The sequence below is a fragment of the Bacillus sp. FSL M8-0077 genome, from assembly GCF_038050255.1.
In the GTDB taxonomy this organism is placed as follows: Bacteria; Bacillota; Bacilli; order Bacillales; family Bacillaceae; genus Bacillus; species Bacillus altitudinis.
This window is the reverse complement of the sequence record NZ_JBBPAF010000001.1, coordinates 3,699,118-3,722,488: the sequence shown is the minus strand read 5'-3', so window position 1 is coordinate 3,722,488 and position 23,371 is coordinate 3,699,118. Positions and strand designations below refer to the sequence as shown.

At 43.3% G+C, this 23,371-nt stretch carries 24 protein-coding genes; 19 read left to right on the top strand and 5 right to left on the bottom strand.

Features of this window, described 5'->3' with window-relative positions; translation table 11 throughout:
- Window positions 1–21 precede the first annotated feature (21 nt).
- Both NST57_RS19285 and NST57_RS19280 read left to right on the top strand, forming a co-directional pair.
- Window positions 22–288, top strand: a complete 267-nt coding sequence (locus tag NST57_RS19285) for a YwqI/YxiC family protein (protein WP_341299092.1) — start codon at window positions 22–24, stop codon at window positions 286–288.
- A gap of 283 nt (window positions 289–571) precedes the next feature.
- Window positions 572–997, top strand: a complete 426-nt coding sequence (locus NST57_RS19280) for a YwqH-like family protein (RefSeq protein WP_142153227.1) — start codon at window positions 572–574, stop codon at window positions 995–997.
- A gap of 47 nt (window positions 998–1,044) precedes the next feature.
- Here the strand turns inward: NST57_RS19280 and NST57_RS19275 are convergent, their stop codons facing one another.
- Window positions 1,045–1,242, bottom strand: coding sequence for a hypothetical protein (locus tag NST57_RS19275; protein ID WP_142153225.1), 198 nt, complete (start codon window positions 1,240–1,242; stop codon window positions 1,045–1,047).
- 137 nt (window positions 1,243–1,379) lie between these two features.
- On the opposite strand from NST57_RS19275, the gene NST57_RS19270 reads away from it, so the two are divergent.
- Together NST57_RS19270 and NST57_RS19265 are read left to right on the top strand one after the other, a co-directional pair.
- Window positions 1,380–1,619 (top strand): helix-turn-helix domain-containing protein, encoded by a 240-nt coding sequence (locus NST57_RS19270; RefSeq protein ID WP_341299091.1) that lies wholly within the window; start codon window positions 1,380–1,382, stop codon window positions 1,617–1,619.
- Window positions 1,620–1,670: 51 nt separating this feature from the next.
- On the top strand, window positions 1,671–2,525 hold the full coding sequence (locus tag NST57_RS19265) for a polysaccharide deacetylase family protein (protein WP_142153223.1): 855 nt from the start codon (window positions 1,671–1,673) through the stop codon (window positions 2,523–2,525).
- Between the two features lie 967 nt (window positions 2,526–3,492).
- Here the strand turns inward: NST57_RS19265 and fosM are convergent.
- From fosM to NST57_RS19245, 4 genes are all read right to left on the bottom strand, one after another.
- Window positions 3,493–3,915: a FosM family fosfomycin resistance protein gene (gene fosM, locus NST57_RS19260; protein ID WP_041091552.1), complete on the bottom strand. Its 423-nt coding sequence runs from the start codon at window positions 3,913–3,915 to the stop codon at window positions 3,493–3,495.
- Window positions 3,916–3,979: 64 nt separating this feature from the next.
- A complete protein-coding gene (ribD, locus tag NST57_RS19255; protein WP_142153219.1) occupies window positions 3,980–5,071 on the bottom strand; it encodes a bifunctional diaminohydroxyphosphoribosylaminopyrimidine deaminase/5-amino-6-(5-phosphoribosylamino)uracil reductase RibD in 1,092 nt (363 codons plus the stop codon).
- Window positions 5,058–5,819, bottom strand: a complete 762-nt coding sequence (locus NST57_RS19250) for a GTP cyclohydrolase II (protein ID WP_341299090.1) — start codon at window positions 5,817–5,819, stop codon at window positions 5,058–5,060. The genes ribD and NST57_RS19250 overlap by 14 nt, the downstream gene beginning before the upstream one ends.
- Entirely contained in the window at window positions 5,797–6,690 is an 894-nt protein-coding gene (locus NST57_RS19245) for a VOC family protein (RefSeq protein WP_341299089.1), read from the bottom strand. The genes NST57_RS19250 and NST57_RS19245 overlap by 23 nt, the downstream gene beginning before the upstream one ends.
- Before the next feature lie 179 nt (window positions 6,691–6,869).
- On the opposite strand from NST57_RS19245, the gene NST57_RS19240 reads away from it, so the two are divergent.
- From NST57_RS19240 to cydC, 15 genes are all read left to right on the top strand, one after another.
- Window positions 6,870–7,202 carry a winged helix-turn-helix transcriptional regulator gene (locus NST57_RS19240; RefSeq protein ID WP_142153213.1) on the top strand — a complete coding sequence of 111 codons (333 nt, stop codon included), beginning with the start codon at window positions 6,870–6,872 and terminating at the stop codon, window positions 7,200–7,202.
- 371 nt (window positions 7,203–7,573) lie between these two features.
- On the top strand, window positions 7,574–8,032 hold the full coding sequence (locus NST57_RS19235) for an NEAT domain-containing protein (protein ID WP_142153211.1): 459 nt from the start codon (window positions 7,574–7,576) through the stop codon (window positions 8,030–8,032).
- A 20-nt stretch (window positions 8,033–8,052) separates the two neighbouring features.
- A complete protein-coding gene (gene isdC / locus NST57_RS19230) occupies window positions 8,053–8,709 on the top strand; it encodes a heme uptake protein IsdC (RefSeq protein WP_341299088.1) in 657 nt (218 codons plus the stop codon).
- Window positions 8,710–8,728: 19 nt separating this feature from the next.
- A complete protein-coding gene (locus tag NST57_RS19225; RefSeq protein WP_341299087.1) occupies window positions 8,729–10,537 on the top strand; it encodes an NEAT domain-containing protein in 1,809 nt (602 codons plus the stop codon).
- Between the two features lie 76 nt (window positions 10,538–10,613).
- Window positions 10,614–11,501, top strand: coding sequence for a heme ABC transporter substrate-binding protein IsdE (gene isdE / locus NST57_RS19220; RefSeq protein ID WP_142153205.1), 888 nt, complete (start codon window positions 10,614–10,616; stop codon window positions 11,499–11,501).
- A gap of 33 nt (window positions 11,502–11,534) precedes the next feature.
- Window positions 11,535–12,521: a FecCD family ABC transporter permease gene (locus NST57_RS19215; protein WP_017368325.1), complete on the top strand. Its 987-nt coding sequence runs from the start codon at window positions 11,535–11,537 to the stop codon at window positions 12,519–12,521.
- Window positions 12,508–13,278, top strand: a complete 771-nt coding sequence (locus NST57_RS19210) for an ATP-binding cassette domain-containing protein (protein WP_142153203.1) — start codon at window positions 12,508–12,510, stop codon at window positions 13,276–13,278. Before NST57_RS19215 ends, NST57_RS19210 begins: the two co-directional genes overlap by 14 nt.
- Window positions 13,279–13,304: 26 nt before the next feature.
- Window positions 13,305–14,054 carry a class B sortase gene (srtB, locus tag NST57_RS19205; RefSeq protein ID WP_058213457.1) on the top strand — a complete coding sequence of 250 codons (750 nt, stop codon included), beginning with the start codon at window positions 13,305–13,307 and terminating at the stop codon, window positions 14,052–14,054.
- 18 nt (window positions 14,055–14,072) lie between these two features.
- The gene (locus NST57_RS19200; RefSeq protein ID WP_341299086.1) at window positions 14,073–15,011 is read left to right on the top strand and encodes an ABC transporter substrate-binding protein; all 939 of its coding nucleotides are present in this window, start codon (window positions 14,073–14,075) and stop codon (window positions 15,009–15,011) included.
- The gene (locus NST57_RS19195; protein WP_142153199.1) at window positions 15,008–16,021 is read left to right on the top strand and encodes an iron chelate uptake ABC transporter family permease subunit; all 1,014 of its coding nucleotides are present in this window, start codon (window positions 15,008–15,010) and stop codon (window positions 16,019–16,021) included. Before NST57_RS19200 ends, NST57_RS19195 begins: the two co-directional genes overlap by 4 nt.
- 1 nt (window position 16,022) lies before the next feature.
- Window positions 16,023–17,144 (top strand): heme oxygenase, encoded by a 1,122-nt coding sequence (isdG, locus tag NST57_RS19190; protein ID WP_142153197.1) that lies wholly within the window; start codon window positions 16,023–16,025, stop codon window positions 17,142–17,144.
- Between the two features lie 329 nt (window positions 17,145–17,473).
- Entirely contained in the window at window positions 17,474–18,889 is a 1,416-nt protein-coding gene (locus NST57_RS19185; protein WP_142153195.1) for a cytochrome ubiquinol oxidase subunit I, read from the top strand.
- Entirely contained in the window at window positions 18,876–19,892 is a 1,017-nt protein-coding gene (cydB, locus tag NST57_RS19180; RefSeq protein WP_017368319.1) for a cytochrome d ubiquinol oxidase subunit II, read from the top strand. The genes NST57_RS19185 and cydB overlap by 14 nt, the downstream gene beginning before the upstream one ends.
- Window positions 19,892–21,628 carry a thiol reductant ABC exporter subunit CydD gene (cydD, locus tag NST57_RS19175; protein WP_341299085.1) on the top strand — a complete coding sequence of 579 codons (1,737 nt, stop codon included), beginning with the start codon at window positions 19,892–19,894 and terminating at the stop codon, window positions 21,626–21,628. The genes cydB and cydD overlap by 1 nt, the downstream gene beginning before the upstream one ends.
- Window positions 21,618–23,354, top strand: coding sequence for a thiol reductant ABC exporter subunit CydC (gene cydC, locus NST57_RS19170; RefSeq protein ID WP_341299084.1), 1,737 nt, complete (start codon window positions 21,618–21,620; stop codon window positions 23,352–23,354). Before cydD ends, cydC begins: the two co-directional genes overlap by 11 nt.
- The last annotated feature ends 17 nt before the right edge of the window (window positions 23,355–23,371 follow it).

The following is a 23,371-nucleotide window of genomic DNA, read 5'->3' as shown; positions in this document are numbered from 1 at the left end:
CCAAATCTGGAGGATATCACAATGGGACAAATTAAGTTAAACTACCAAACAGTTATGGATAAACTAGATGAAGTCTCCCAAGCAATTGAAGCTTTAACAATGAAAAAAGCAGCGGATAAAGCTGGTGAAAACAGCCTTGAATTTGTGACCAAGTGGACGGCACGTGAAGCTGAGGTGGGAGAAATGGTCTCAAGTTTTAAAGAAGCCTTGATCAAAAACGTTCAGGACACACGCTCAAATGTGAAGACGCTAAAAGAACAGGATGAAGCGATTGCGGCAAAATCATAAGCCCCAATCGTTCTATTGATAGCGTATCTGAGTACAATGTGAAATATAGCAAAAAAGACTCATAAATAATTCAGTATTTATAGCATTGTTTTATTCCGTTTTTTCCCTAATGACGTGTTAAAAGGACACCTTTTCCCTATTTAAGCCTAAGGCTTTTCACCTTATACTATACTTAATGAAAGCGAACGATAGAAATGTCAGGACTGGAAAAACCAGATGATCTGCTTGGTTTCAAAAACTCTGACGCCGTGCTTTCTTATGAGGTCTGATAGAGGTGGATGACATGAGTTTATCCGAGATGCTGCACCATCTGCATATGGGGATTGAAAACAAACGTGCAGAATTTGACGAAATGATCTCTCGGTTAAAGACAGCCAAAAGTAATATTCGAACAGAACAAGATCTTGCGCAGTCTGACATAAAGGAAATCAAGAAGCCTGCTCTAGATTCGTCATGGAAAGGTGAGAGAGGAACGGACTTTCACCGTCATCGGAAAGAAGCCTATCACGTGATGCACGATATCGTGAACAATGAGTATGAAACCTATATAACAGAGATAGACCAAAAAATTATGCACTTTGAGTTGAAAAAGATGGAACTCGCTGTTGCTAGTAATTTTGCAGGAAGAGCCCAAGATGTGATGGAAAAAGGCGAGGATTTTGCAAAGGATGTCAAACATTTAATCGAACGGGGCTGGAAAGCTCTTTAATAAAATAAACGAAACAGCCGGCTGAACAGCGGCTGTTTTTTTGAGGTTTAGTCACATCCGCCGCTACCACCTGAATCACCACCGCAGGAGGCATCAGAAGCGTGATGTGTATACGAATCAGTATAGTTACTGGTTGTTGAACTGTGATGTGCAGAATGCCTAGAAGATGAACGCTTATCTTTTGGTGTAAACATGTGGGCGGCAATGGCGCCTAAAGAAGCTAGTATGATCATGATAACAAACATGATGTATCCCTCCTCTTGTTTCATATTCATACGTTTGAGCCATAACAAAGTTTCCAGCCGGAAAGAAAAATTGGGCAAAGAGTTCTATTTTCGTTTATGATGATAGGCAAAAGAAATTGAACAAGGGAGGGGAGTCTATGTTATCTCTACGTCAGGAGGAGCTGTTGAGGCGGTTAATGCAGGCAGAGCAGGAGCTGACAGGTGAAGACATTGCCCGCCTGATAGGCGTCACATCACGAACAGTTCAAACAGATATGAAAGCGCTTAAATCAATATTAGAAGCACATGGGGCAACACTTCATATGAAACGTGGAGCAGGGTATACATTGACTGTCGAAGATGAACACCTTCTCAAAATAGATGATTTCAGCTATTAACCAATTTCTGTTATAATCATTCGGTAGATAAAGAGAAAGCAGGATTGGTGAATGAAAAAAACATGTATGTGGCTTGCAGTTGGTCTAGTCATGCTGCTCATTTCGGGCTGTATGGGTACGAAACAGCAAACAGAAGGAAACCAGCAAGCCATCAAAGAGGTAAAGGGTCAAGTACAAACGAAAGAAACAACAGAAACGCAGCAAATTGAAGCGACAGAGATAGACAAACAAAACTGGATTCAGCAAAAGGAACCCGTTGCGCTTCCAATCTTGATGTATCACAGTATTTCCAACGGTAATTCGTTACGTGTGCCAAAAAGCGAATTTGCGGCTCATATGAAATGGCTGAAAGACAACGGCTATGTCACGCTGTCGCCGAAAGAGGCATATCAAGTTCTCGCGACCAATTCGACACCAAGTGAAAAGTATGTTCTTATCACATTTGACGATGGTTATACGGATAACTATACAAAGGCATTTCCGGTTTTAAAGGAATATGGAATGAAAGCCACGATTTTTATGATCGAGCAGTCCATTGGTCGTCCGCATCATTTAACCGATGCTCAAATGGATGATATGATGGCGCATGGTATTTCAATAGAGAGTCACACCATTCATCATTTAGAACTCAATCGTTTATCACAGAAGCAGCAGGAAAAAGAATTAAAAGGATCGAAGGTATTCTTTGACCAGCGGTTTTCTCAACAAACGATCATGGTCAGCTATCCGGTCGGTCGCTATAACGAAGACACGCTGAAGCTGGCGAAGGAAGCAGGATATGAAATGGCTGTGACCACTGAACCAGGACATGCGAAAAAGGAACAAGGCATGATGTCCTTACACCGCCTGCGCATTTCACCGGGACTTTCACCCGAAAGCTTTGGCAGGCTGATAGAGGGAAATTGATCAATATTAGATCACAGATGTTTCACATGAAACATTTTACGACACGTTTCGTGGATTAAATACGATTTGTTTGAGATAAATGTATGCAGAAAGAATCAGTTTTTTATATACTGATTCTTTTTTATTTAACTTAATAAGGTCTTACAATTGCCAATAGAAAGTAGGAGGGCTTAGAAGAAAAGTACAGGTTATTATACTTGAAAGTTATTTTGAGTGTTGTTCAGTATATTTGATTCATTGCATAACAAAAAGCTGTATAATTTATTTGAAATAATGAAAATTCTGCATTTGAAATGAATAAGTAAGATTAAAAAATAAGCTTAACTATGGTAACAAATTGTTACTTATGGTAACATATTGTTGCACAAGTTTTTTGTTCAACTCGGACTAAGTTGAACTAGTTTTCAAACTGAAGCACGAGAGCTTCAAGGTGAATTTCTTGAACGTTCACCATACAACTGAAAAGAAATTTAATTTGGGCACTCGGCTGACTACCGTGTGCTTTTTCTATGTATAAATTTAAAATGTGAGGAATACACTGAAATAATATGAAAAAATAAAGCAGCCCTCCAAAAAACAGAAACGAGATAGAACCAGCATTACCTTGACTAGGGGTAATGAAGGTGCCGCTTTATTTTTCATTATCATCTTAAGGGTTCATTCAGAACGTTCTCTTATCTAAAATCCATATGATGAACTGGACTAGAGTTCGGATTGAATTTAAGATAAGGAACCAAAGCTTGTACTTACAGGTACAAGCTTTTTTCTTTTTGTTTTTGCGTCTCTCAACGCGTGAACGCACAAGTTTTGTTCTCAAACTGACCCCTCCTTTCTAGGCATAAAAATACCTTTAGTATGGAAGGGGGGAGGACTATCGTTTGCAACACGTTTCTATGTATATTTTACCATCTTTCCTATTTAATGACGAATAGCACCTTGTTGTTTCCTCTCTGTTTTTCTTTGCGTTTCATTCATAAAACTCCATATGTGTTTTCTCTAGTTTGTAATAATCCAATCGATCTTTCAAGGTTCCTGTATGAAATTCAAATTTATGTCCATCAGGGTCTGTGAAATAAATCGACTTCTGATCTCTTTCGTCTCTTGGCCGGCTTGGTAAGATGTTGACGTTCAAATCTTTTAGTTTGTTATACATTGGATCTACATCCTCCTCATCAATAGAAAAAGCGATGTGTGTGTAAGAGTGATGGATGTCTTGACGAGGAATGTCTTTTTCTACATTGAGGGCAAGCCACAGGCCGTTCAAATCAAAGTAAGCTGTCGTTCTGCCCTTTGTTAACAATTTGGCATTAAAGACCTTTGTGTAAAAATCAATAGATGTCTCTAAATCAGAAACAGAAAATAATAAATGGTTTATTCCTTTGATGTTCAATTTAATCACCTCAAATTCAATGATGAGAAAAAAGCTTGCAGACTCAATCTACAAGCTTTGTTGTTTATTGATAAACAGGATAACCCGTTATTTTTATATCTTTTCCGAGTGGTTCAAGAGAGAGCTGATCCAGTTCAATTGCATCACTCATGAGGCGTATGCCTTCGCCTCCGAAAAAGGAAGGAGAGAGTCGTCCGCCAATGAGCTTGGGTGCCATGTAGATGACGAGTTTATCGACAAGCTGCTGCTCCAAAAATGAGGCATTGATTTGTCCGCCGCCTTCAATCATAAGGGAGGAGACATTTCTTTCTCCGAGCACTTGAAGTACTTCTTGTAAGGGCACCCGGATATCGCTATCCGTCATGATGACGCTGACGCCAGCTGCTTCTAAAGCGGCTCGTTTTTCCTCATCGGCTTGTTTTGTTGTAAAGATCCATGTTGGTGCCATCTGATCTGTGACCACCTTTGCAGTCAGCGGTATAGACAGCTTAGAGTCTAAGACAATACGAATCGGATGATGACCGTTTGGAATGCGTGCCGTTAATGAAGGATCGTCGTGAATGACGGTTTGGGCCCCGACCAAAATCGCATCGTTGATACTGCGAATGTGATGCGCATCATAACGGGACGTCTCTGATGTAATCCACTTGCTGTCAGACGTAGCAGATGCAATTTTTCCGTCTAACGTAATGCCTGCTTTGAGTGTCACGAACGGCGTTTTTTCCGTAATAAAGTGGTTGAACACTTCATTCATGAGAATGGATTCCTGCTCCATGACGCCTGTGATGACTTGAATGCCTGCATCTTGTAAAATGGCAATCCCGCGCCCGGCAACAAGCGGATTCGGATCCAGTGCAGCAACGACGACTTTTTCTACGCCAGCTTTCACAAGTGCTTCAGCGCATGGGCCAGTGCGGCCATGGTGGGAACAAGGCTCTAGTGTCACATAGATCGTGGCACCTTTTGCTTTATCTCCAGCCATTTTGAGCGCATGGATTTCTGCATGAGGTTCGCCGGCCTTCATATGCGCCCCGACCCCAACAATTTCATTTTCTCGCACAATCACAGCCCCGACGAGCGGATTGGGAGATGTCTGACCTTTCATTGCTTCGGCATTTTCAAGGGCTAGTTTCATATATCGCTCATGATGTGGCAATCGTACGCACCTCTTGATCCGCCTTTATATGGCCTGAGCGGTTAATTTTTGTCTGCAAGTATTTTTCATTAAACTCAGAGACATCACCCCAAAGTGGAATCCGTCCAGAAAGAGAAAGACCTGCATGGCTGATGGCATCCGTCTTTTTCGGATTATTGGTGATAAGTCTGACTGGCTTTGTGCGCAATGTTTGAAGAACAGCAATTGCTTCTTCATATTGACGTGTATCATCTTCAAAGCCTAGTGCTTCGTTCGCTTCTACTGTATCGTAGCCATTTTCTTGCAAGATGTAGGCCATGGCTTTACTGAAAAGACCGATCCCGCGTCCTTCATGGTTGGCTAAATAAAACAGTGCGCCTGCTCCATTGTCCTCAATCATCCGCATAGACTGTTTCAATTGGAACCCGCAATCGCAGCGTTTGCTTCCGAAAATATCGCCAGTATGGCAAATGGAATGCATGCGGATCAGCGCTTCATCAGCATGTTCGAAATCTCCGTAAACAAGGACACTTGATTGCTGGTGATCTGCAAGCTCACGGGAGGAAAGGCTTTCGATTAAAGCTTCATCTGATAATGGTTCTTTCCCATCGTCTTTTAACCATGAATACCAGTTAAACATGACCGTTCTACCGTCTAAATTCACAGGCAGTTTAATGGGTCCAGTAATATATATAAATCCGTCTTCTTGCTGTACTCGTTTGATTTTATCTTTTAAAATGGCTGTTTTAACCTCTGTGTGTTTGTCCATATTCTGCACCTTCTTTTTTGTCTGTTTCTTCAATCTGTAAACGAACGAGAACGCCAAATGGATCAATAAATTCGTTACTTTTTCCTGTCGTGTTGATGTGAACGCCTGCTTTTGTCAAACGTTCGACGACAGATGTTCTATCTTCTTCTTTTGGGAAAAACAGTGTATAGCTTCTAATTCCTGAAAAACGTGGATCAATGGCTCCTTTTCTCCCGCGTCCCCATGCATTAAAGGCAAGGTGGTGATGATATAAGCCAGCAGCAATGAATAAGCTTGCTGGGGAAGTCATTCGGATATGAAAACCGAGCGTGTTCACATAAAAGGAATCGGCTTCTTCTGGGTTGAGATGGAAATGCAAGTGTCCCATGACTGTACCAGCCGGGAGTCCTTCCCAGGTGGAATCAGCAGCTTCTTGCAGGAGACCATCTCCATCAAGCGGAGCATTTCCGCCACCTTTCAGCTCTCCATGCTCACCTACCCATATGTCCTGAGGACGATCAGCATAAACCTCGACGCCGATGCCATCTGGATCACTTAAATAAATGGCTTCACTGAAAAAATGATCGCTTGCTCCAATTAAAGGATAGCCTTTTTTGATCACATGCGCCAGCCATGTGCCCAGGTTTTTTCTGGTAGGTAATAAAACCGCAAAATGATAAAGTCCTGGCTCATGATCCGGCTTCTCTTTCAGCTGCACATCTTCTTTCAGTACAAGGATGGGTTCCTTTGCGTTGCTGCCAAGCGTGACAGTAGAATCCGTCTGTTCTAATATAGTAAAACCTAAAATGTCTGTATAAAAAGGCAAAGAACGCTCAAAGCTGGACACATGTAATTCTGTTACACCTAATCTTACCTGCTCTATTGTATTCAAAGCTCGGTCATCTCCTTCATGTTATATGCATCTGTATGTTCAATGGTTTATTGAAAATTAATAAAAATGGTTACCTTGTTACTTTTAGTAACTAAACTATATAATAGTTAGTGACTTATTTCAAGTAATTAATTATGTTATAATGAAAAAAAGTAGAGAAAAGCAGGAGGGAGTAAGGTATGGCTCAAGTAGATGGCTGCCCAATTACAGATGCCATGGAGATTTTAGGGAAGAAGTGGGTGATTCTCATCATCAATCAGCTTTTGACAGGGCCAAAACGTTTTTGTCAGCTTGAAAATGAAATGAACATTAGCGGACGGTTATTATCAGAAAGGCTGAAAGATTTAGAAGCTGAAGGCCTTGTTGAGAAAAAAGTATATCCCGACATTCCCGTGCGGATTGAATATGAACTAACAGAACAAGGAAAGAAAATTGAACCAGTCATACGGGAAATGTATGCTTGGTCTTTAGAGCGCAAAAATAGTGAAAAGGGTGACCATGTCCCTTCTTAATCGATTTCGATCAGTGTCCCTGATCGATTTTTTTTTGTGATTTTCCAGAAATCTAAGTCAATAGTATGAAAAATGATGTTGACAATAAATTCATTCATCATATAATATCAAGGATAAGAGGGTTCTTTTCCCTGTAATGGAATGGGGAGGTTATGCCATGGTATCATGGATGGGACAGATTACCTAAATCGTGTATCACTACATCATGTAGCAACAGACATCTTTGACTTGTCGAAAGCAAAGATTTATTTTTTAAACTCAATTGATAATGATTATCATAATCATTTATGAGTGTGATTCATACGCTGATAAAGGTTATTTTTTTTATTGTCTATTGAGAATAATTATCAATATCAATTAGGAGGATATATATGAAATCACTTCGTTCAGCATCACACGCCTTATTATTCTTTAGCTTTGTACTATTGTTTGCTCTAGCCCCGGTTAGCTCTGCCTCAGCAGCAGGCTTAGCAGATGGTCAATATTCAGCACAATATGTGGTATGGAAAGCAGACAGTGATTCAACGTCAACTGCAAATACGTATTTTGAGAAACCAGCTAAACTTGTTGTGAAGGATGGAAAAATCAAAGCGCAAGTTACGTTAACGAACAGCTCATGGATTACAAGCTTTAAAACATTGGATCAAGGTGTCTACAAAGATGCGAAGGTGATCAGTACAAACACAGCTGCCAATAAGAGAACGGTAGAGTTCAGTGTCAACAGCCTGACAGATGTTGTACCAGCAAAAGTGAGTGTGACTGTACCGGTCATTGGATATACAGGCAATTACGACATTCGCGTCAAGTTTGATGCAGCAACTGTTCAATAAAAAGGGAGGAAATTCATTTGATGAAAAAATGGATCATGATGCCAGCCTTCATGGCTGCATTGCTTTTGGCACTTATACTGCCTTTTTCAAATGCACAGGCTGCTTCATTAAATGATGGTACATACTCCGTCAATTACACTGTGATGAAGGCCGAAGGGACTGCAGTTTCGATGGCAAATGATTACTGGCTGAAGCCGGCAAAAGTGATCGTGAAAAATGGCAAGCTGACTGTGCAAATGACCATTAAAAACAGCAGCTGGGTAACGGAATTTAAAGTGCTAGGAAATGGCAGCTATGTCGATACGACGGTTCTATCAACGAATAAGAAAGCCAATACAAGGGTTGTTCAATTCCAAGCACAGAGCTTGTCTAAACCAATCAAGTCAAAAATCCATGTCACAGTCAAATCGGCTGATTATGATCACGACTATACCATCCAGCTGAAATTCGATGAAAGCAGCATCAAGTCACTTTCTTCTGACAGTTCAAAAGGAACAGCAGGTGCAGCAAAACATCAAGAATCATCAAAAGAAACAACCAAAACAACTGATTCATCCACCAAAACAAAACAAGAAGAAAATCCTCAAACTGGTGATACAAGCCAGATGGGATGGCTCCTTGTGCTTGTCTTATGTTCAGGCGGGTTTTTAGCGAGAAAGTGGATCATCAAGCATTAACGGAAGGAAGTGTCATCTTTTGAAACGTCTTTTTCATCTACAGACAGCTATTCTGCTCGTTTTATTTAGTTTGTTGACTGCGTTTCAGCTGCCTCAAGGAACGGCTCAGGCGGCATCATTGGCTGATGGTGAATATACGGCCGGATTCACCATTTTAAAAAATGGCAGCACTGAAGCATCCATGATGGATACGTATACAGAAAAGCCAGCTAAGCTCGTCATTGAAAATGGCAAGACGACTGCCTATCTTACACTGAAGCAAAGCAAAGAAATCACAGATTTCAAGGTCGAACAAAATGGCTCTCTCGTTACTACTGAAACGGTCAGTGAAGATGAGACAGCAAATACGCGTGTCATCAAATTTGATGTAGCCGATGTATCAGCCAAATTAAATGGCTGGGTCAAAATTTACTGGGACTTAGGCGGCTTTATTTATGATGAGGCGTATGACGTACAGCTCGCTTTCGATCAGAGCAGTCTCACACTTGTCACGCCTGCGAAGCCAGACGATAGTGAAACAACACCTGATGATCAAAACGGTACGACGCCAGGCGACAGCGAAACAACACCAGATGATCAAAATGGCACGAAGCCAGACGATAGTGAAACAACACCAGATGATCAAAATGGTACGACGCCAGGCGACAGCGAAACAACACCGGATGATCAAAACGGCACAACACCAGTTGATTCGACGCAGAACCAATTAAAAGATGGTGTGTATCGTATCAACTACAGTGTGCTGAAGGGCGATGAGGATGAGGCATCTCGGATGAGCCAATACTTCTCACATCCAGCATCGTTAACCGTTAAAAATGGAACGCAAACTGTTTCCTTTACGGTGAAGGATCATACGTCTGTTGATTCTTTGAAAATAGAGAAAAACGGTTCTTATCAAGAAGTGAAAAACGTGAGCACAGATCAAGCAAAGAACACAAGAGTGGTTTCATTTGAAGTGTCTGATCTGAAAAAAGCAGTTAACGGAAAAGTACACATTGTGGTAGCAGCCGCTCACTATGATCAAACGTACGATATTCGTTTTCAATTTGATTCAAAAAGTATCGTTCCACTGAAGGACGGTCAAATAGAGGAAGAAACACCAGCTACACCAGAAACACCAACACCAAATAAACCAGCACCAGAAGCAACGAATGGCGGAGCGAATCAAGAGACAGCTCAGCTAAAAGACGGGGTGTACAAGCTTCCTTTTTCAATGAAGAAAGCAGATAAAGATGAGCTTTCTCGCATGAACGATTACGTCGTGAGCCCTGCGACATTGGTGGTGAAAAATGGCCGCCATTTCGTTTCGTACACAGTGAAGAACAGCTCAGCCATCACGTCGTTCCAAGTAGGAACAGGCGGTAAATTTGAAGAGACGCTAGTTGCAAAGACTGATCAAAAAGCAGATACAAGAGTGATTCAATATGAAGCAAAAAGTTTAAGCAGTGATCAGGCAGCACGCGTGAAAATTGACATTCCAGCTGCAAATTATCATGAGCAGTATGATGTCAAACTTGTTTATGATACGAAAGGCATCGCAAGTGGTGAAGGAAGCGGAATTGCGACTGTGATCGGAGACGATGAGAGCATCGGCTTTGTAAAAAATCCAAATGATCACGATTCTCAAACAAACCAGCTTGCGAATCTCGCACCAGAGGAAACGGGCGCCGAGCAGATGACCTTTACGCCATCAGATGACCAAACCAAGTCTGAGACAGGTCAGCTGAACCCAAAAACAGGAGATACTTCGCTTCTTTGGGTGTACATTCTTTTATTCGGCGGGTCACTATTCGTGCTCGTCAGAAAGTATCAAACTCGTACAAGATAAAGAATCTATTTTAAGTGAGGTGCGCCATTCATCTCGGCGCACCTACTCTCTTTTTTCGAAAGGAGGCTTTTGTTTTTTGAAGCATCGAATGTTATGTACCCTGATTACTGCTCTATGTGTGTGCGTCCTCCTAGCAGGCTGCTCACAGTCTGCTGAAAGCTCAGCGAAAGGCAAAAAAAGCGAAGCATCAAATGCCCGCATTGTGGCAACGACTGTAGCTGCTGCTGAGATCATGGATGCGCTAGAGGTGGATCTTGTCGGGGTGCCAACAAGTCAAAAATCCTTGCCGGCTCGATACAAAGGACTCCCAGCAGTCGGTAACCCAATGAGCCCGGACATGGAAATCATCCAATCACTTCAACCGACAGATGTCCTGTCTGTCACGACCCTTCAATATGATTTAGAAACGCCTTTTCAACAAGCTTCTGTCCCTGCGACATACCTCAACCTTGAGAGCCTGAACAAGATGGAGAACGCCATCACAAAGCTTGGAGAAAAATATGACAGAAAGACACAAGCGAAACGCATTGTGGATGATTTTGAACAAAAAAAGAAAGACATACAAGAGAGAACGAAGGGAAAGACGAAGCCATCCGTTCTCATTTTGCTTGGTGTACCAGGCAGTTATTTAGTGGCAACAGAGAATTCCTATATCGGTGATCTTGTGCGTATTGCAGGAGGAAAGAACATCGTAAAAGGTGAGAAAATGGAGTATTTGGCATCCAATACGGAGTATTTACAAAAAGCCAATCCAGATATCATTCTTCGAGCCGCACATGGGATGCCAGATGAAGTCGTCAAAATGTTTGATCAAGAATTTAAAACAAATGACATTTGGAAACATTTTAATGCGGTTAAACAAGACCGGGTGTACGACCTCGAAGAAAGCTTATTCGGGACAACAGGCAACTTAAAGGCAGCAGAGGCATTAGATGAATTGACCCGTATGTTGTATCCGTCATAAGCGGCGAATCTTAATGATAAAAGGACGTTCAAGATGAAAAAAACAGGGATTTTATTTCTGATAGTCAGTCTCTTACTAGCCGGCGTATTTATTTATTCCGCCATTACTGGGAGCATTCATGTCACACCGATTGAATTATTGGAAGGGCTTATGACTGGTCAACATGCACAGGTAGAAATCATTAAAGATTTAAGAATCCCCCGCATGCTCATTGCGATGTTTACAGGGGCGGCTTTATCTGTCTCTGGTGTCCTCCTGCAGTCTGTAATGAGGAATCCATTAGCAGATGCCGGTGTTATTGGTATTTCATCGGGAGCTAGCTTCTTTTCTTTAATGGCGATTACAGCGCTTCCTCAATTTTATTTCTACTCTCCTTTATTTTCAGTTTTAGGCGGGGCAATTGCCTGCTTCCTCGTATACGTGTTGTCTTGGAAAGGCGGCTTAAGCCCGATTCGAATGATTTTGGTGGGGATCGCCATCAATGCCATGTTTACAGGGATGGCAGAAGCGTTTGTGACCATTTGCAGCTATTTCAATATCACCATTAATCAGTCAGGGCAGTCAAATCTGACGATGAAAACGTGGGGAGATGTCCGTTTAATCGGTGTCTATGGCCTCATTGGGCTTGTGGTTGCGCTTTTCTTTAGCAGATGGTGTAACTTGCTTGCTCTTCAGGATAAGACGGCGAAAAACTTAGGATTGCGTGTGACCAGAATGCGCCTTTTGATTTCAATCACGGCGGTGTTATTAGCAGCGGTGACTGCTGCGGTAGCGGGCGTGATTGCCTTTGTCGGCTTGCTCATTCCACATATCTCTAGAAGACTTGTCGGCTCGGACCACCGGGTACTGATCCCATTTTCTGCGTTAAGCGGGGCCTTGCTCATTTTGACGGCTGATACGCTCGGCAGAACGCTTGTGGCACCAAATGAAATCCCTGCTTCTACAATCATGGCTGTCATTGGCGGGCCGTTTCTGATCTTTTTATTAAGAAGGGGGGATCGTCTGCATGGACATTCGTGAGGTGTCGTTTTCCTATGATCGACAGAGGGACATTGTTCAATCAGTCACCACGAACATCGAAAAGGGGAAAATTACGACCATTATCGGTCCTAATGGCTCGGGCAAATCCACGCTGCTTTCTTTGATGGCACATAACCATTGTCCAAACAAAGGACAGATTCATTTAGATGGGCAAGAGCTGAATGCGTTTAAGCCAAGAGAACTGGCGAGAAAGCTGGCAGTCGTTCATCAGCAAAATGAAGCGCCACTCGATTTAACGATCGAACGAGTCGTGGCATTTGGAAGAACGCCCTACCAGACGATGCGAGGCGGTGACAAGGAAGAGGATGAGAAAGCAATTGAGTGGGCGCTGTCCTGTACAAAGCTGACCGATAAACGAAAGGTGCCGCTCGCCTCATTGTCTGGCGGAGAACGGCAGCGTGTATGGATTGCCATGGCTTTAGCCCAAAAAACACCGATCCTTTTCTTAGATGAACCGACGACCTATTTGGATATGTATTATCAATTTGACATTCTTGAGCTCATTCGAGAGCTCAATGTCGAGCATGGATTAACCATCGTCATGGTCCTGCACGATATGAATCAGGCGATTCGCTATAGTGATGTCATCATTGCCATGAAAGATGGGCAAATCATCCGCGAAGGACAGCCAAATGATGTGTTAACAGAAGAAATGGTGCGGCACATTTATCATGTGTCCGTCACAATTAAGCAGGATGCAGAAACAGGGATGTATATCGTGCCTGTAGGCATATAAGTTGTGCAAAAAGCAGGTGAGACAGTGTGAAACGAGGGAAAAGGATCGGGCAGCGAATGCTGACGATCGTCTGTTTAGGTGTTTTTCTATATAGCGGTACTGCCATTGGCTTGGAGCTCTTTGGCTATTATCAAAATCGTCAGGTGCTTGCAAAGGCTCAGACACTTTACACACACGAGGATGGAATGAAACAGCGAAAACCTGGAGAAATCCGTCAGTCATTTGATGATTTGCGAAAGGTGAATCAAGACATTGTCGGTTGGATTGATATGAAGGACACGATGATTCAGTATCCAATTGTTCAGTCAAACGATAATGCATTCTATTTAACTCGTAATTATGTAAAGGATGACACACGGGCAGGCAGTATCTTTATGGATTATCGTAATGACGTCTTGCATGAAAGTCCCAATACAGTGGTGTACGGTCACCGGATGAGGGATGGGTCTATGTTTGCTGGTCTCACAAACTATTTAAAAAAAGATTTCTTCCAAGATCATCGCACATTTCAGTACGATACGCTGTACCAAAGCTATGAAGCAGAGATTTTTGCTGTGTATGAAACGACAGTCGACTTTGATTATATTCAGACTGATTTTCAGGATCTTGGTGAATATGCACACTACTTGCAAGCTGTGCGTAAGAAGTCCATCTATCAAACGAAAACAGACGTATCCACCGATGACTTGATTCTCACATTATCGACCTGTGATCATGTGCTGGCACCTAAAAACAAGCGTCTCGTGGTACAGGCGAAGCTAAAGAAAGTTTACTAGAAAAGGAGAGACAGACGGTTGAAATGTTTACATGTGATTTGGGCAGGACTCGTCGTCGTGCTTCTCCTCGGCGGATGCAGCCAGGCGGCGCCGGCCGAGAATAGGAGCAAGCAAGGTGCGCTCAACATTCAGGATTTTGCCGGCAGAACATTATCGTTTCATGAATCACCTGAACGGATCGTCTCGTTGTCAACTGGCGACATGAGCATCATTTATGCCTTAGGTGGCCAGGTTGTCGGCCGGCCAACTGCCGAATTGCCAGACAATCTACAAAAGGCAAAGTCCGTACAATCAATTGGCACAACCCATCAATTTGATGTCGAGCTGATCACGAGTTTAAAGCCCGATGTGGTGCTTGGGAATGAATCATTAAACAGCAAGGATATCTCTACTATAGAAGGAATTGGTTCACAGCTTCTTTTGACAAGTGCCAACTCAGTGAAGGACATCCAGCGTCAAGTTACTTTATTTGGTGATTTACTTGGAAAGCAGCAAAAGGCCAAAGCGCTCAATGCTCAAATCGATCAGCGGATCAAGCAAGTGAAGCAGCCTGAGAAAAAAGTAAAGACGCTCGTTGTGTATGGTGCGCCCGGCACATATATGGCGGCACTTCCGCAATCTTTAAGCGGTGATCTGCTGCGGATCGCTGGTGGTGCGAATATCGCTGAAAATGAACCAGCACTCGAAAAGTTTCCGCAATATGCACAAATTAATGCAGAAAAGGTAATCGAGGCCGATCCGGACCTCATTTTGCTGATGACACACAGCAATCCTAAAGATGTCAAAGCAGGTTTTATGAGTGAAATGAAGCAAAATGCGGCGTGGCACGCTGTATCAGCGGTCAAAAATGGACACGTTGAGATTTTGCCAAGTGACCTATTTGGGACAAATCCAGGCGCAGAAGTCATTAGAGCGATCGATGAATTAGAGAAGAAATTGAAGCGATTGTCATCATGAAGATGAGTGCAGAACTAGATTTTCAAAAAAGGCAGTCAAGACGAAAATGGCTGTTACCAGGATTGTTTCTCTCTTTATGTGTGGGCGTCTGTCTAGGACTTGCGGTAGGTTCTGTACAATTGTCGCTGCCGGATCTAATGGCTGTGTTCACGGGATCAGGTCTGCCTGTTCATGAAAAAATTGTCATGGATTTACGGCTTCCCCGTGTGCTCATTGGTTTTCTCGTTGGGGCCTGTCTCGCGGCATCAGGGGCGATTTTACAAGGAGTTGTCCGAAATCCACTTGCTGACCCTGGGATCATTGGTGTGACTGCGGGCGGCGGGTTAGCTGCTGTCCTCAGCATGATTGTTCTTCCGCAATTCACGTATTTGCTTCCGGCAGCCGCTTTTCTGGGTGCCTTATTAGCAGCTCTTGTCGTGTATATGCTGTCATTTGACCACGGGGTTTCTCCGCTTAAATTGATCTTGGCAGGTGTTGCCGTCAATGCGCTGCTTGGTGCGGTAATGAATGGGTTTATGGTGCTTTATAGTGAGCGTGTGCAGGCTGTTTTGCCTTTTCTATCAGGGGGATTAAACGGACGGAGCTGGCATCATCTTAGCTTTGTGTCGCCATATGCGCTGGCTGGATTATGTCTTTGCTTTTTCGCCATTAAACCGTCCAATCTCTTTTTGCTTGGCGATGAATCGGCTCAGCTATTGGGTCTTCGAGTAGAGCGAACCCGATTTTTTCTTATTTCGCTGGCTGCTCTTTTAGCTGGAGCGGCTGTCAGTGTCAGTGGTTTAATCGGATTTGTCGGGCTTGTTGTACCTCATTTTATCCGTCTTTTAATCGGAGATGATTACCGGTATTTGCTGCCGATTTCAATGCTTGGAGGGGGCGTGCTTGTGGTCTTTGCCGATACAGCGGCACGGGTCTGGTTTACACCGGTTGAATTGCCTGTAGGGATCTTGCTTGCCTGCATCGGTGCACCTTTCTTCCTCTATTTATTAAAAAAGAAAGGGAGGGGTTAAGTTGAATGTCATTGCAATGGATGACGTGAGTCTCATTCAAGGCGGCTTTCGGCTGTCTTCCATTTCAGCAGCTGTTCCTAAAGGGAGTGTGACGGGAATCATTGGCCCGAATGGGTCAGGTAAGTCGACTTTCATCAAAGCGGCCGCACGACTGACTTCAATCGAAAGCGGTATGATTTACATTCACAACATCCCGCAAAAAGAGATGACGGCACAGGAGATCGCCAAGGAGGTGGCGGTTCTCATGCAAACGAGAACCGCCATCCCATCAATGACAGTACGTGAGCTGGTCGCACTTGGTCGCAGTCCGCATCGTTCCATCTGGAAGAAAAGCACCACGTCAGATCATGAAGCGATTGAGTGGGCGCTTGAGGTGACGAATAGTCGCATCAATGAAAACAGAATGCTTCATACATTGTCAGGTGGAGAAAGACAAAAGGCATATATTGCAATGGCACTGGCTCAGAAAACAGAAACCATCATTCTCGATGAGCCAACCACTTATTTAGACATTGCACATCAGCTTGAATTATTGGAGCTGCTCAAACAGCTGAATCAAACACATGGCATCACCATTTTAATGGTTCTCCATGACTTGCAGCAGGCCGCAAAATATTGTGACCGTCTCATTGCCATGAAGCGAGGTCAGGTGCACCAAATTGGTTCACCAAAAGAAGTGTTAACAGAAGACTTTTTCAAGGAGGTTTTTGGGATTCAGGCAGAGGTTCAATTAGACGGACCGCATCCGCTTATTATCCCCATCGCCTCCATTCAACAACAAAAGGGAGATGAACCAAATATGATTATTGTAAACAACCAAGTAAGAGTAGAAAAAGGCAGTGCAGACCACCTTGTTAAACGGTTTAACAAGCAGGGACAAGTAGAATTTATGGAAGGCTTTTTAGGAATGGAAGTATGGGTCACTCAGCAGACAACTGATTACGATGAAGTGACCATTCACACCCGCTGGAATCGAAAAGAAGACTTTGTGAATTGGACAAAATCTCAGGCATTTGGTGATGCGCATGCTCATGGAAAGGCGAAACCGGAAGGCCTGTTAAAAAACAAAATCACGTACTATGAAGTGCAAGTCACAAGACCCGCTTTACAGAAAAAAGCCTAAATATTCAAAAGCGCTGCAGCGAAGAAGCAGCGCTATTTTTTTTGTGGTTATCTCTTTCCGTCACATATTTTTGACAAAGTATTCAAACAACCGACACAATCCTATCCAAATTTTAGGTAAAATTTACTTTATTTTTGAAGCGCATGGGTGTAAAGTACAGGTATAAATAACTAACCGAATGAAAATCAAGAGTAAAATTTCACCGAGTGAACTATATCAATTGGACTTCCGTTTGTGAATCATTGAACAAATGGTGAACTTTTTGTGAAATGGTGAGCATAAATATCTGGAATCATTCGGCATGCGAAAGTAAGGGAGGATGTAAGGCTGTGAGTGAGCTGTTTTTAGCAAGATTTCAATTTGCCTCAACGACATTATTTCATTTTATTTTTGTTCCTATGTCTATAGGTTTGGTATTTATCGTTGCATTGATGCAAACCCTTTATGTCGTCAAGAAAAAAGAGATTTATAAAAAGATGGCGAAATTTTGGGGTCATCTTTTCTTAATTAACTTTGCAGTAGGTGTGGTGACAGGGATTCTGCAAGAATTCCAGTTTGGGATGAACTGGTCAGATTATTCAAGGTTTGTCGGTGATGTCTTTGGTGCACCGCTTGCCATTGAAGCGCTATTGGCCTTTTTCCTTGAATCTACATTTATTGGACTTTGGATATTCGGCTGGGACCGTCTGCCGAAAAAAATTCATTTGTTATGTATTTGGCTTGTTTCCCTTGGGACGATCTTTTCGGCGTTTTGGATTTTACTCGCCAACTCATTTATGCAGGAGCCAGTCGGATTTGTGATTAAAAATGGCCGTGCAGAAATGAATGACTTTGGCGCTCTTGTAACGAACCCGCAGCTTTGGGTTGAATTCCCGCACGTTCTGTTTGGTGCGCTGGCTACAGGTGCATTCTTTATCGCAGGAGTTAGTGCCTATAAAATGATCAAAAAACAAGAAATCGCCTTTTTCAAAAAATCATTCCAGATCGCCATGGTGCTTGCTTTCATTTCTGGCTTAGGTGTGGCGTTCTCTGGACATGATCAAGCGAAGCACTTAATGGAATCACAGCCGATGAAGATGGCAGCAAGTGAAGCCCTTTGGAAGGATAGTGGTGATCCAGCGGCTTGGACACTATTTGCCAATATTGACACAGATAAAAAAGAAAACTCTGCGGAGATCAATATTCCGTTTGCTTTAAGTTACTTGGCTTATTCTAAGTTTAGTGGAGATGTACCGGGCATGCTGACTCTTCAAAAAGAATATGAAGCAAAGTTTGGTCCTGGAGACTACATTCCGCCAGTCAAAACAACCTTCTGGAGCTTTAGAATCATGGTTGGTGCCGGCATGTTGATGATTTTTGCTAGTATGATTGGTTTGTATTTGAGCTTTAGAAAAAAACTAGAATCAAACAAATGGTATTTACGCTTCATGGTATGGATGATTGCGTTCCCGTTTATTGCAAACTCAGCTGGCTGGATCATGACGGAAATCGGACGTCAGCCGTGGACTGTCTTTGGTATGATGACAACCGCACAATCCATTTCACCAAACGTATCGTACGGCATGCTGCTATTCTCAGTCATTAGCTTTACGACCATTTATCTGATTCTTGCCATCGTGCTTGCCTACTTATTCATTCGAGAAATTAAAAAAGGTGCACATTCTGAAGAGAATACAGTTCAAAAGGATGAAACGGACCTGTCTACAGATCCATTTGATGGAGGCGCATATCATGGCATATCTTAACGAGATTTGGTTTATTCTTGTCGCAGTATTGTTTGTTGGATTTTTCTTCTTAGAAGGATTTGATTTTGGTGTCGGGATGTCCATGCAGCTTCTTGGAAAAGATGCACATGAGCGCCGCATTTTAATCAATACGATTGGACCTTTCTGGGATGCGAATGAGGTCTGGTTGATTACAGCAGGCGGAGCTATTTTCGCCGCTTTTCCTCACTGGTACGCTACGATGTTCAGCGGATACTATATTCCGTTTACGGTTCTCCTATTAGCGCTCATTGGGCGGGGGGTCGCCTTTGAATTTAGAGGGAAGGTCGAGAAGGCTTCATGGATCAAAACGTGGGACTGGGTGATCTTCTTTGGCAGCCTGCTTCCGCCATTTTTACTCGGCGTGCTATTCACAAGTATTTTACGAGGAATGCCCATTGATCAAAGCATGAATATGTACGCTGGATTTACAGACTTTGTGAATCTTTATTCAGTGATCGGCGGGGTAGCCGTGACGGTTCTTTGCCTTCTGCATGGATTGATTTTCGTCACACTCCGCACTGAGGGTGATTTAAGAAATCGTGCAAGAAAGCTCGGCCAGCGTGTTTTATTGATTGCACTGCCGGTTCTTGTTGTATTTGTTGGTGTGTCTATTCTTGAAACAGACATTTATACCGTGCGTCCGATCATTACGATCCCTTTAACTGTACTCATTGTGGTTTGTTATGTAGCGGCTCTATTCTTTATGAGAAAAGAGCGTGATGGATGGACATTTTTATTCACAGGTGCAGGTATTATGGTGACGGTGACCATGCTTTTCACAGCATTATTCCCGCGTGTCATGATTAGTTCGATCAATCATGCATTCGACCTCACCATTCAAAACGCTGCATCAGGATCTTATTCACTGACGGTCATGACGATAGTTGCCATTTCTTTGCTGCCTTTTGTGCTTGGGTATCAAATTTGGAGCTACTATGTCTTCCGTAAACGTGTAAGCGGTAAGGAGCCAATGACCTACTAATGGATAAACGTTTGCTTCAACTAAAAGGAATGAGAGGGCTTCTTGCCCTCTTAGGTATTGTGTCAATCATCCAAGGAGCAAGTATTATTTTTCAAGCACAGTGGCTGGCACATGCCATTACTACGCTGTTTGACGGGAAAAGCCTTTCACAGGCAACGCCTTATGTCCTGCTGTTTCTTGTTGCCTTTTTGGTGCGGCACGGTCTTACCTTGATGCGGGAGAAGGTGATGTTCACCTATTCTTCCCGAATTGGAGCAGACGTCAGAAAGCAGCTGTTAGACCAACTTTTTCGTTTGGGGCCAGCTTTCACGAAGAAAAAAGGAACAGGAAAGCTTGTGACATTGGCAATGGAGGGCATTGCCCAATATCGTCAGTATTTACAGCTGTTTTTGCCGAAAATGGTGAACATGGCAGTTATTCCGGTGATGGTTCTTGTCTATGTTTGGACATTAGATGAAACATCTGCTGTCATTCTGATTGTCACGCTGCCGATTTTAATTGTTTTTATGATTTTGCTAGGCCTTGTCGCTCAGCGTAAAGCAGCCAGACAATGGAGATCGTATGAGAAATTATCCAATCATTTTACTGATTCTCTCCGTGGCCTTGAAACGCTTCGCAATTTAGGGATTAGCAAAAAGCACTCTCGCAATATTGCAGAGGTCTCAAAGCGCTATCGAAAGGCGACGATGAGCACGCTGAAAGTCGCCTTTCTTTCATCTTTTGCCCTCGATTTCTTTTCTATGCTGTCCATTGCGACCGTCGCTGTATTTCTCGGCTTGCGCTTAATTGAAGGAGATCTTTTGTTATTGCCGGCTTTGATCGCACTGATGCTCGCGCCAGAGTATTTTTTGCCAGTCCGTGAAGTAGGTAATGATTATCATGCAACGTTAAACGGTAAAGAAGCGAATGAGGCGATTCAAGTGATTTTAGACGAAAAGGGCTTCCGAGAGCAGGAGACAAAATCTGTGCAGCTGAACGAGTGGAATGAGCAATCTGAGCTCACATTGCAAGATGTCAGTGTGTTGCATGATGAGCATGCACCATATTCGATCCAGGATGTGGACCTCACTGTGAAAGGAAAGAAAAAAATTGGGATCATCGGTGCCAGTGGTTCGGGGAAATCGACGTTAACGGATGTTCTCGGTGGTTTTGTTGAACCGTCTGCAGGTGAAATGATCCTAAACGGAAAGCCGCTTGCTCATTTACAGCTGGCGGCATGGCAAAAAGAAGTCGTTTATATGCCGCAGCATCCTTATTTATTTCACATGACACTGAAAGAAAACATTCGTTTTTATGAACCGAATGCAACAGATGAAGACGTCGAAAGAGCGGTGCAAGAGGCAGGTTTGTCTCAACTCGTAGCTGATCTCCCCAATGGACTGGATGAGGTCATTGGCGAACAGGGCAGAGGGCTGAGCGGCGGACAAGCGCAGCGGATTGCACTCGCTCGCACAGTGCTGGGACAGCGTTCGATTATGCTGTTAGATGAACCAACGGCTCATCTGGATATTGAGACAGAGTATGAATTGAAGAAAACAATGCTTCCATTGTTTGAAGATAAACTTGTGTTTTTAGCCACACATAGACTTCATTGGATGCCGGAGATGGATGAAATCATTATGATGGATCATGGAACGATTGCAGAGATGGGCACTCATGAATCATTAATGGAAAGAAAAGGTGTGTACTATCAATTGGTACAGGAACAAATGGGGGCGGTCACACATGGTCAGTAAAGGCTGGTTTATACCTTATATCAAGGAGAATCAAAAGCTGTTTGCCTTGGTGCTTTTTTTAGGAGCAATTGCGGTGTTTTCTGCTTCTATGCTCATGTATACGTCAGGGTTCCTCATTTCAAAAGCTGCCACAAGACCTGAGAATATCTTGATGGTCTATGTCCCAATCGTGGCAGTACGTACCTTTGGTATTTCACGCTCAGCGGCTCGTTATGCAGAGAGACTGGCGAGTCATCAGCTCATTTTGACGATGATTGAAAAAATGCGGGTACGTCTTTATGACATGGCTGAACGAAGTGCCAAACAGACTAAGCTTGGAACAGGTGAAATGCTTGGGCTGTTATCAGAAGATGTGGAGAGATTACAGGATGCGTATTTAAAAACAATCTTTCCATCCATCGGTGCGCTGCTTTTATATGCCGCATCGATTGGAGCACTTGGGCTTTTCTCATGGCCTTTTGCCGGGTTGATGCTGCTTTATATGGCGCTGCTCGTATTTGTATTCCCATACATCACAGTACTTGTGAACCGGGCGAGACAAATTCAAATGAAGAAAGGCAGAAATGAACTGTACAGCCATTTAACAGATGCCGTCATGGGCGTGAGTGACTGGTTGTTTAGCGGCAGACAGAACGATTTTGTTGAAGGCTATGAACGAAAAGAAGCAAAGCTATTAGCACTCGAAGCGGCAACGCATCGGTTTATCCGTCTGCGCCAATTTTTAGCACAGCTAGTCATTGGAGGAGCAGTCATCCTTGTCGTGTATTGGAGCGGCTCGGTCGTTCAGGAAGGTTCTATGCCGCACACGCTCATCGCAGCCTTTGTGCTTGTGCTGTTTCCATTAACAGAAGCCTTTCTTCCGCTGTCAGATGCAGCAGGCGATATTACTGTTTATCAGCATGCCGTCAGCAGATTAAATCATTATGAAAAGCAGTCGTATGAAGGATTAGTGGAGAGGGAGGCAGCAGACGAGACACCCGTCTCTTATGGCGCTGAAGCGGTCTGTTTTGATCAAGTCACCTTCGGATATGAAGTAGATCAACATGTATTAAAGCATTTTTCGTTTTCCCTGAAGCAAGGTGAATCGCTCGCTCTCTTAGGAAAGAGCGGTGCAGGCAAATCGACCATTTTAAAATTGTTAGAAGGGGCAGTCGTGCCAAATCAAGGGGTCGTCAGCATTCAGGGAAAACCGGTACAAAGCATTCAAGAGGAGATTTCCTCTTATGTTTCTGTGCTCAATCAACAGCCCTATTTATTCGATACGTCTGTTTTAAACAACATTCGTTTAGGCTCACCAGAAGCGACACAAGAGCAAGTAAAAGAAGCCGCGCGGCAAGTGCAGCTGCACGATTACATTGAGTCTTTGCCAGAAGGTTATCACACAGGTGTACAAGAGACAGGGGTTCGTTTTTCTGGTGGAGAAAGACAGCGTATGGCATTAGCTCGGATTTTGCTGCAAAACACACCGATTGTTGTATTAGATGAGCCCACCGTCGGGCTTGATCCACGCACAGAGCGTGAATTGCTTGAAACAATCTTCCGCGTGTTAAAAGGAAAAACAGTCATTTGGATCACCCATCATCTCACTGGCTGTGAGGCATGCGATCGTATGATGTTTATTGAAGGTGGTCGTATTGAGATGGAGGGGCATCATCAAGATTTGCTGAAAGAAAACCTGCGTTATCAAAAGCTGTATGAAATGGACCGTCCATTTTCGGTCGTGTAAAAAATGGATGACAAGAA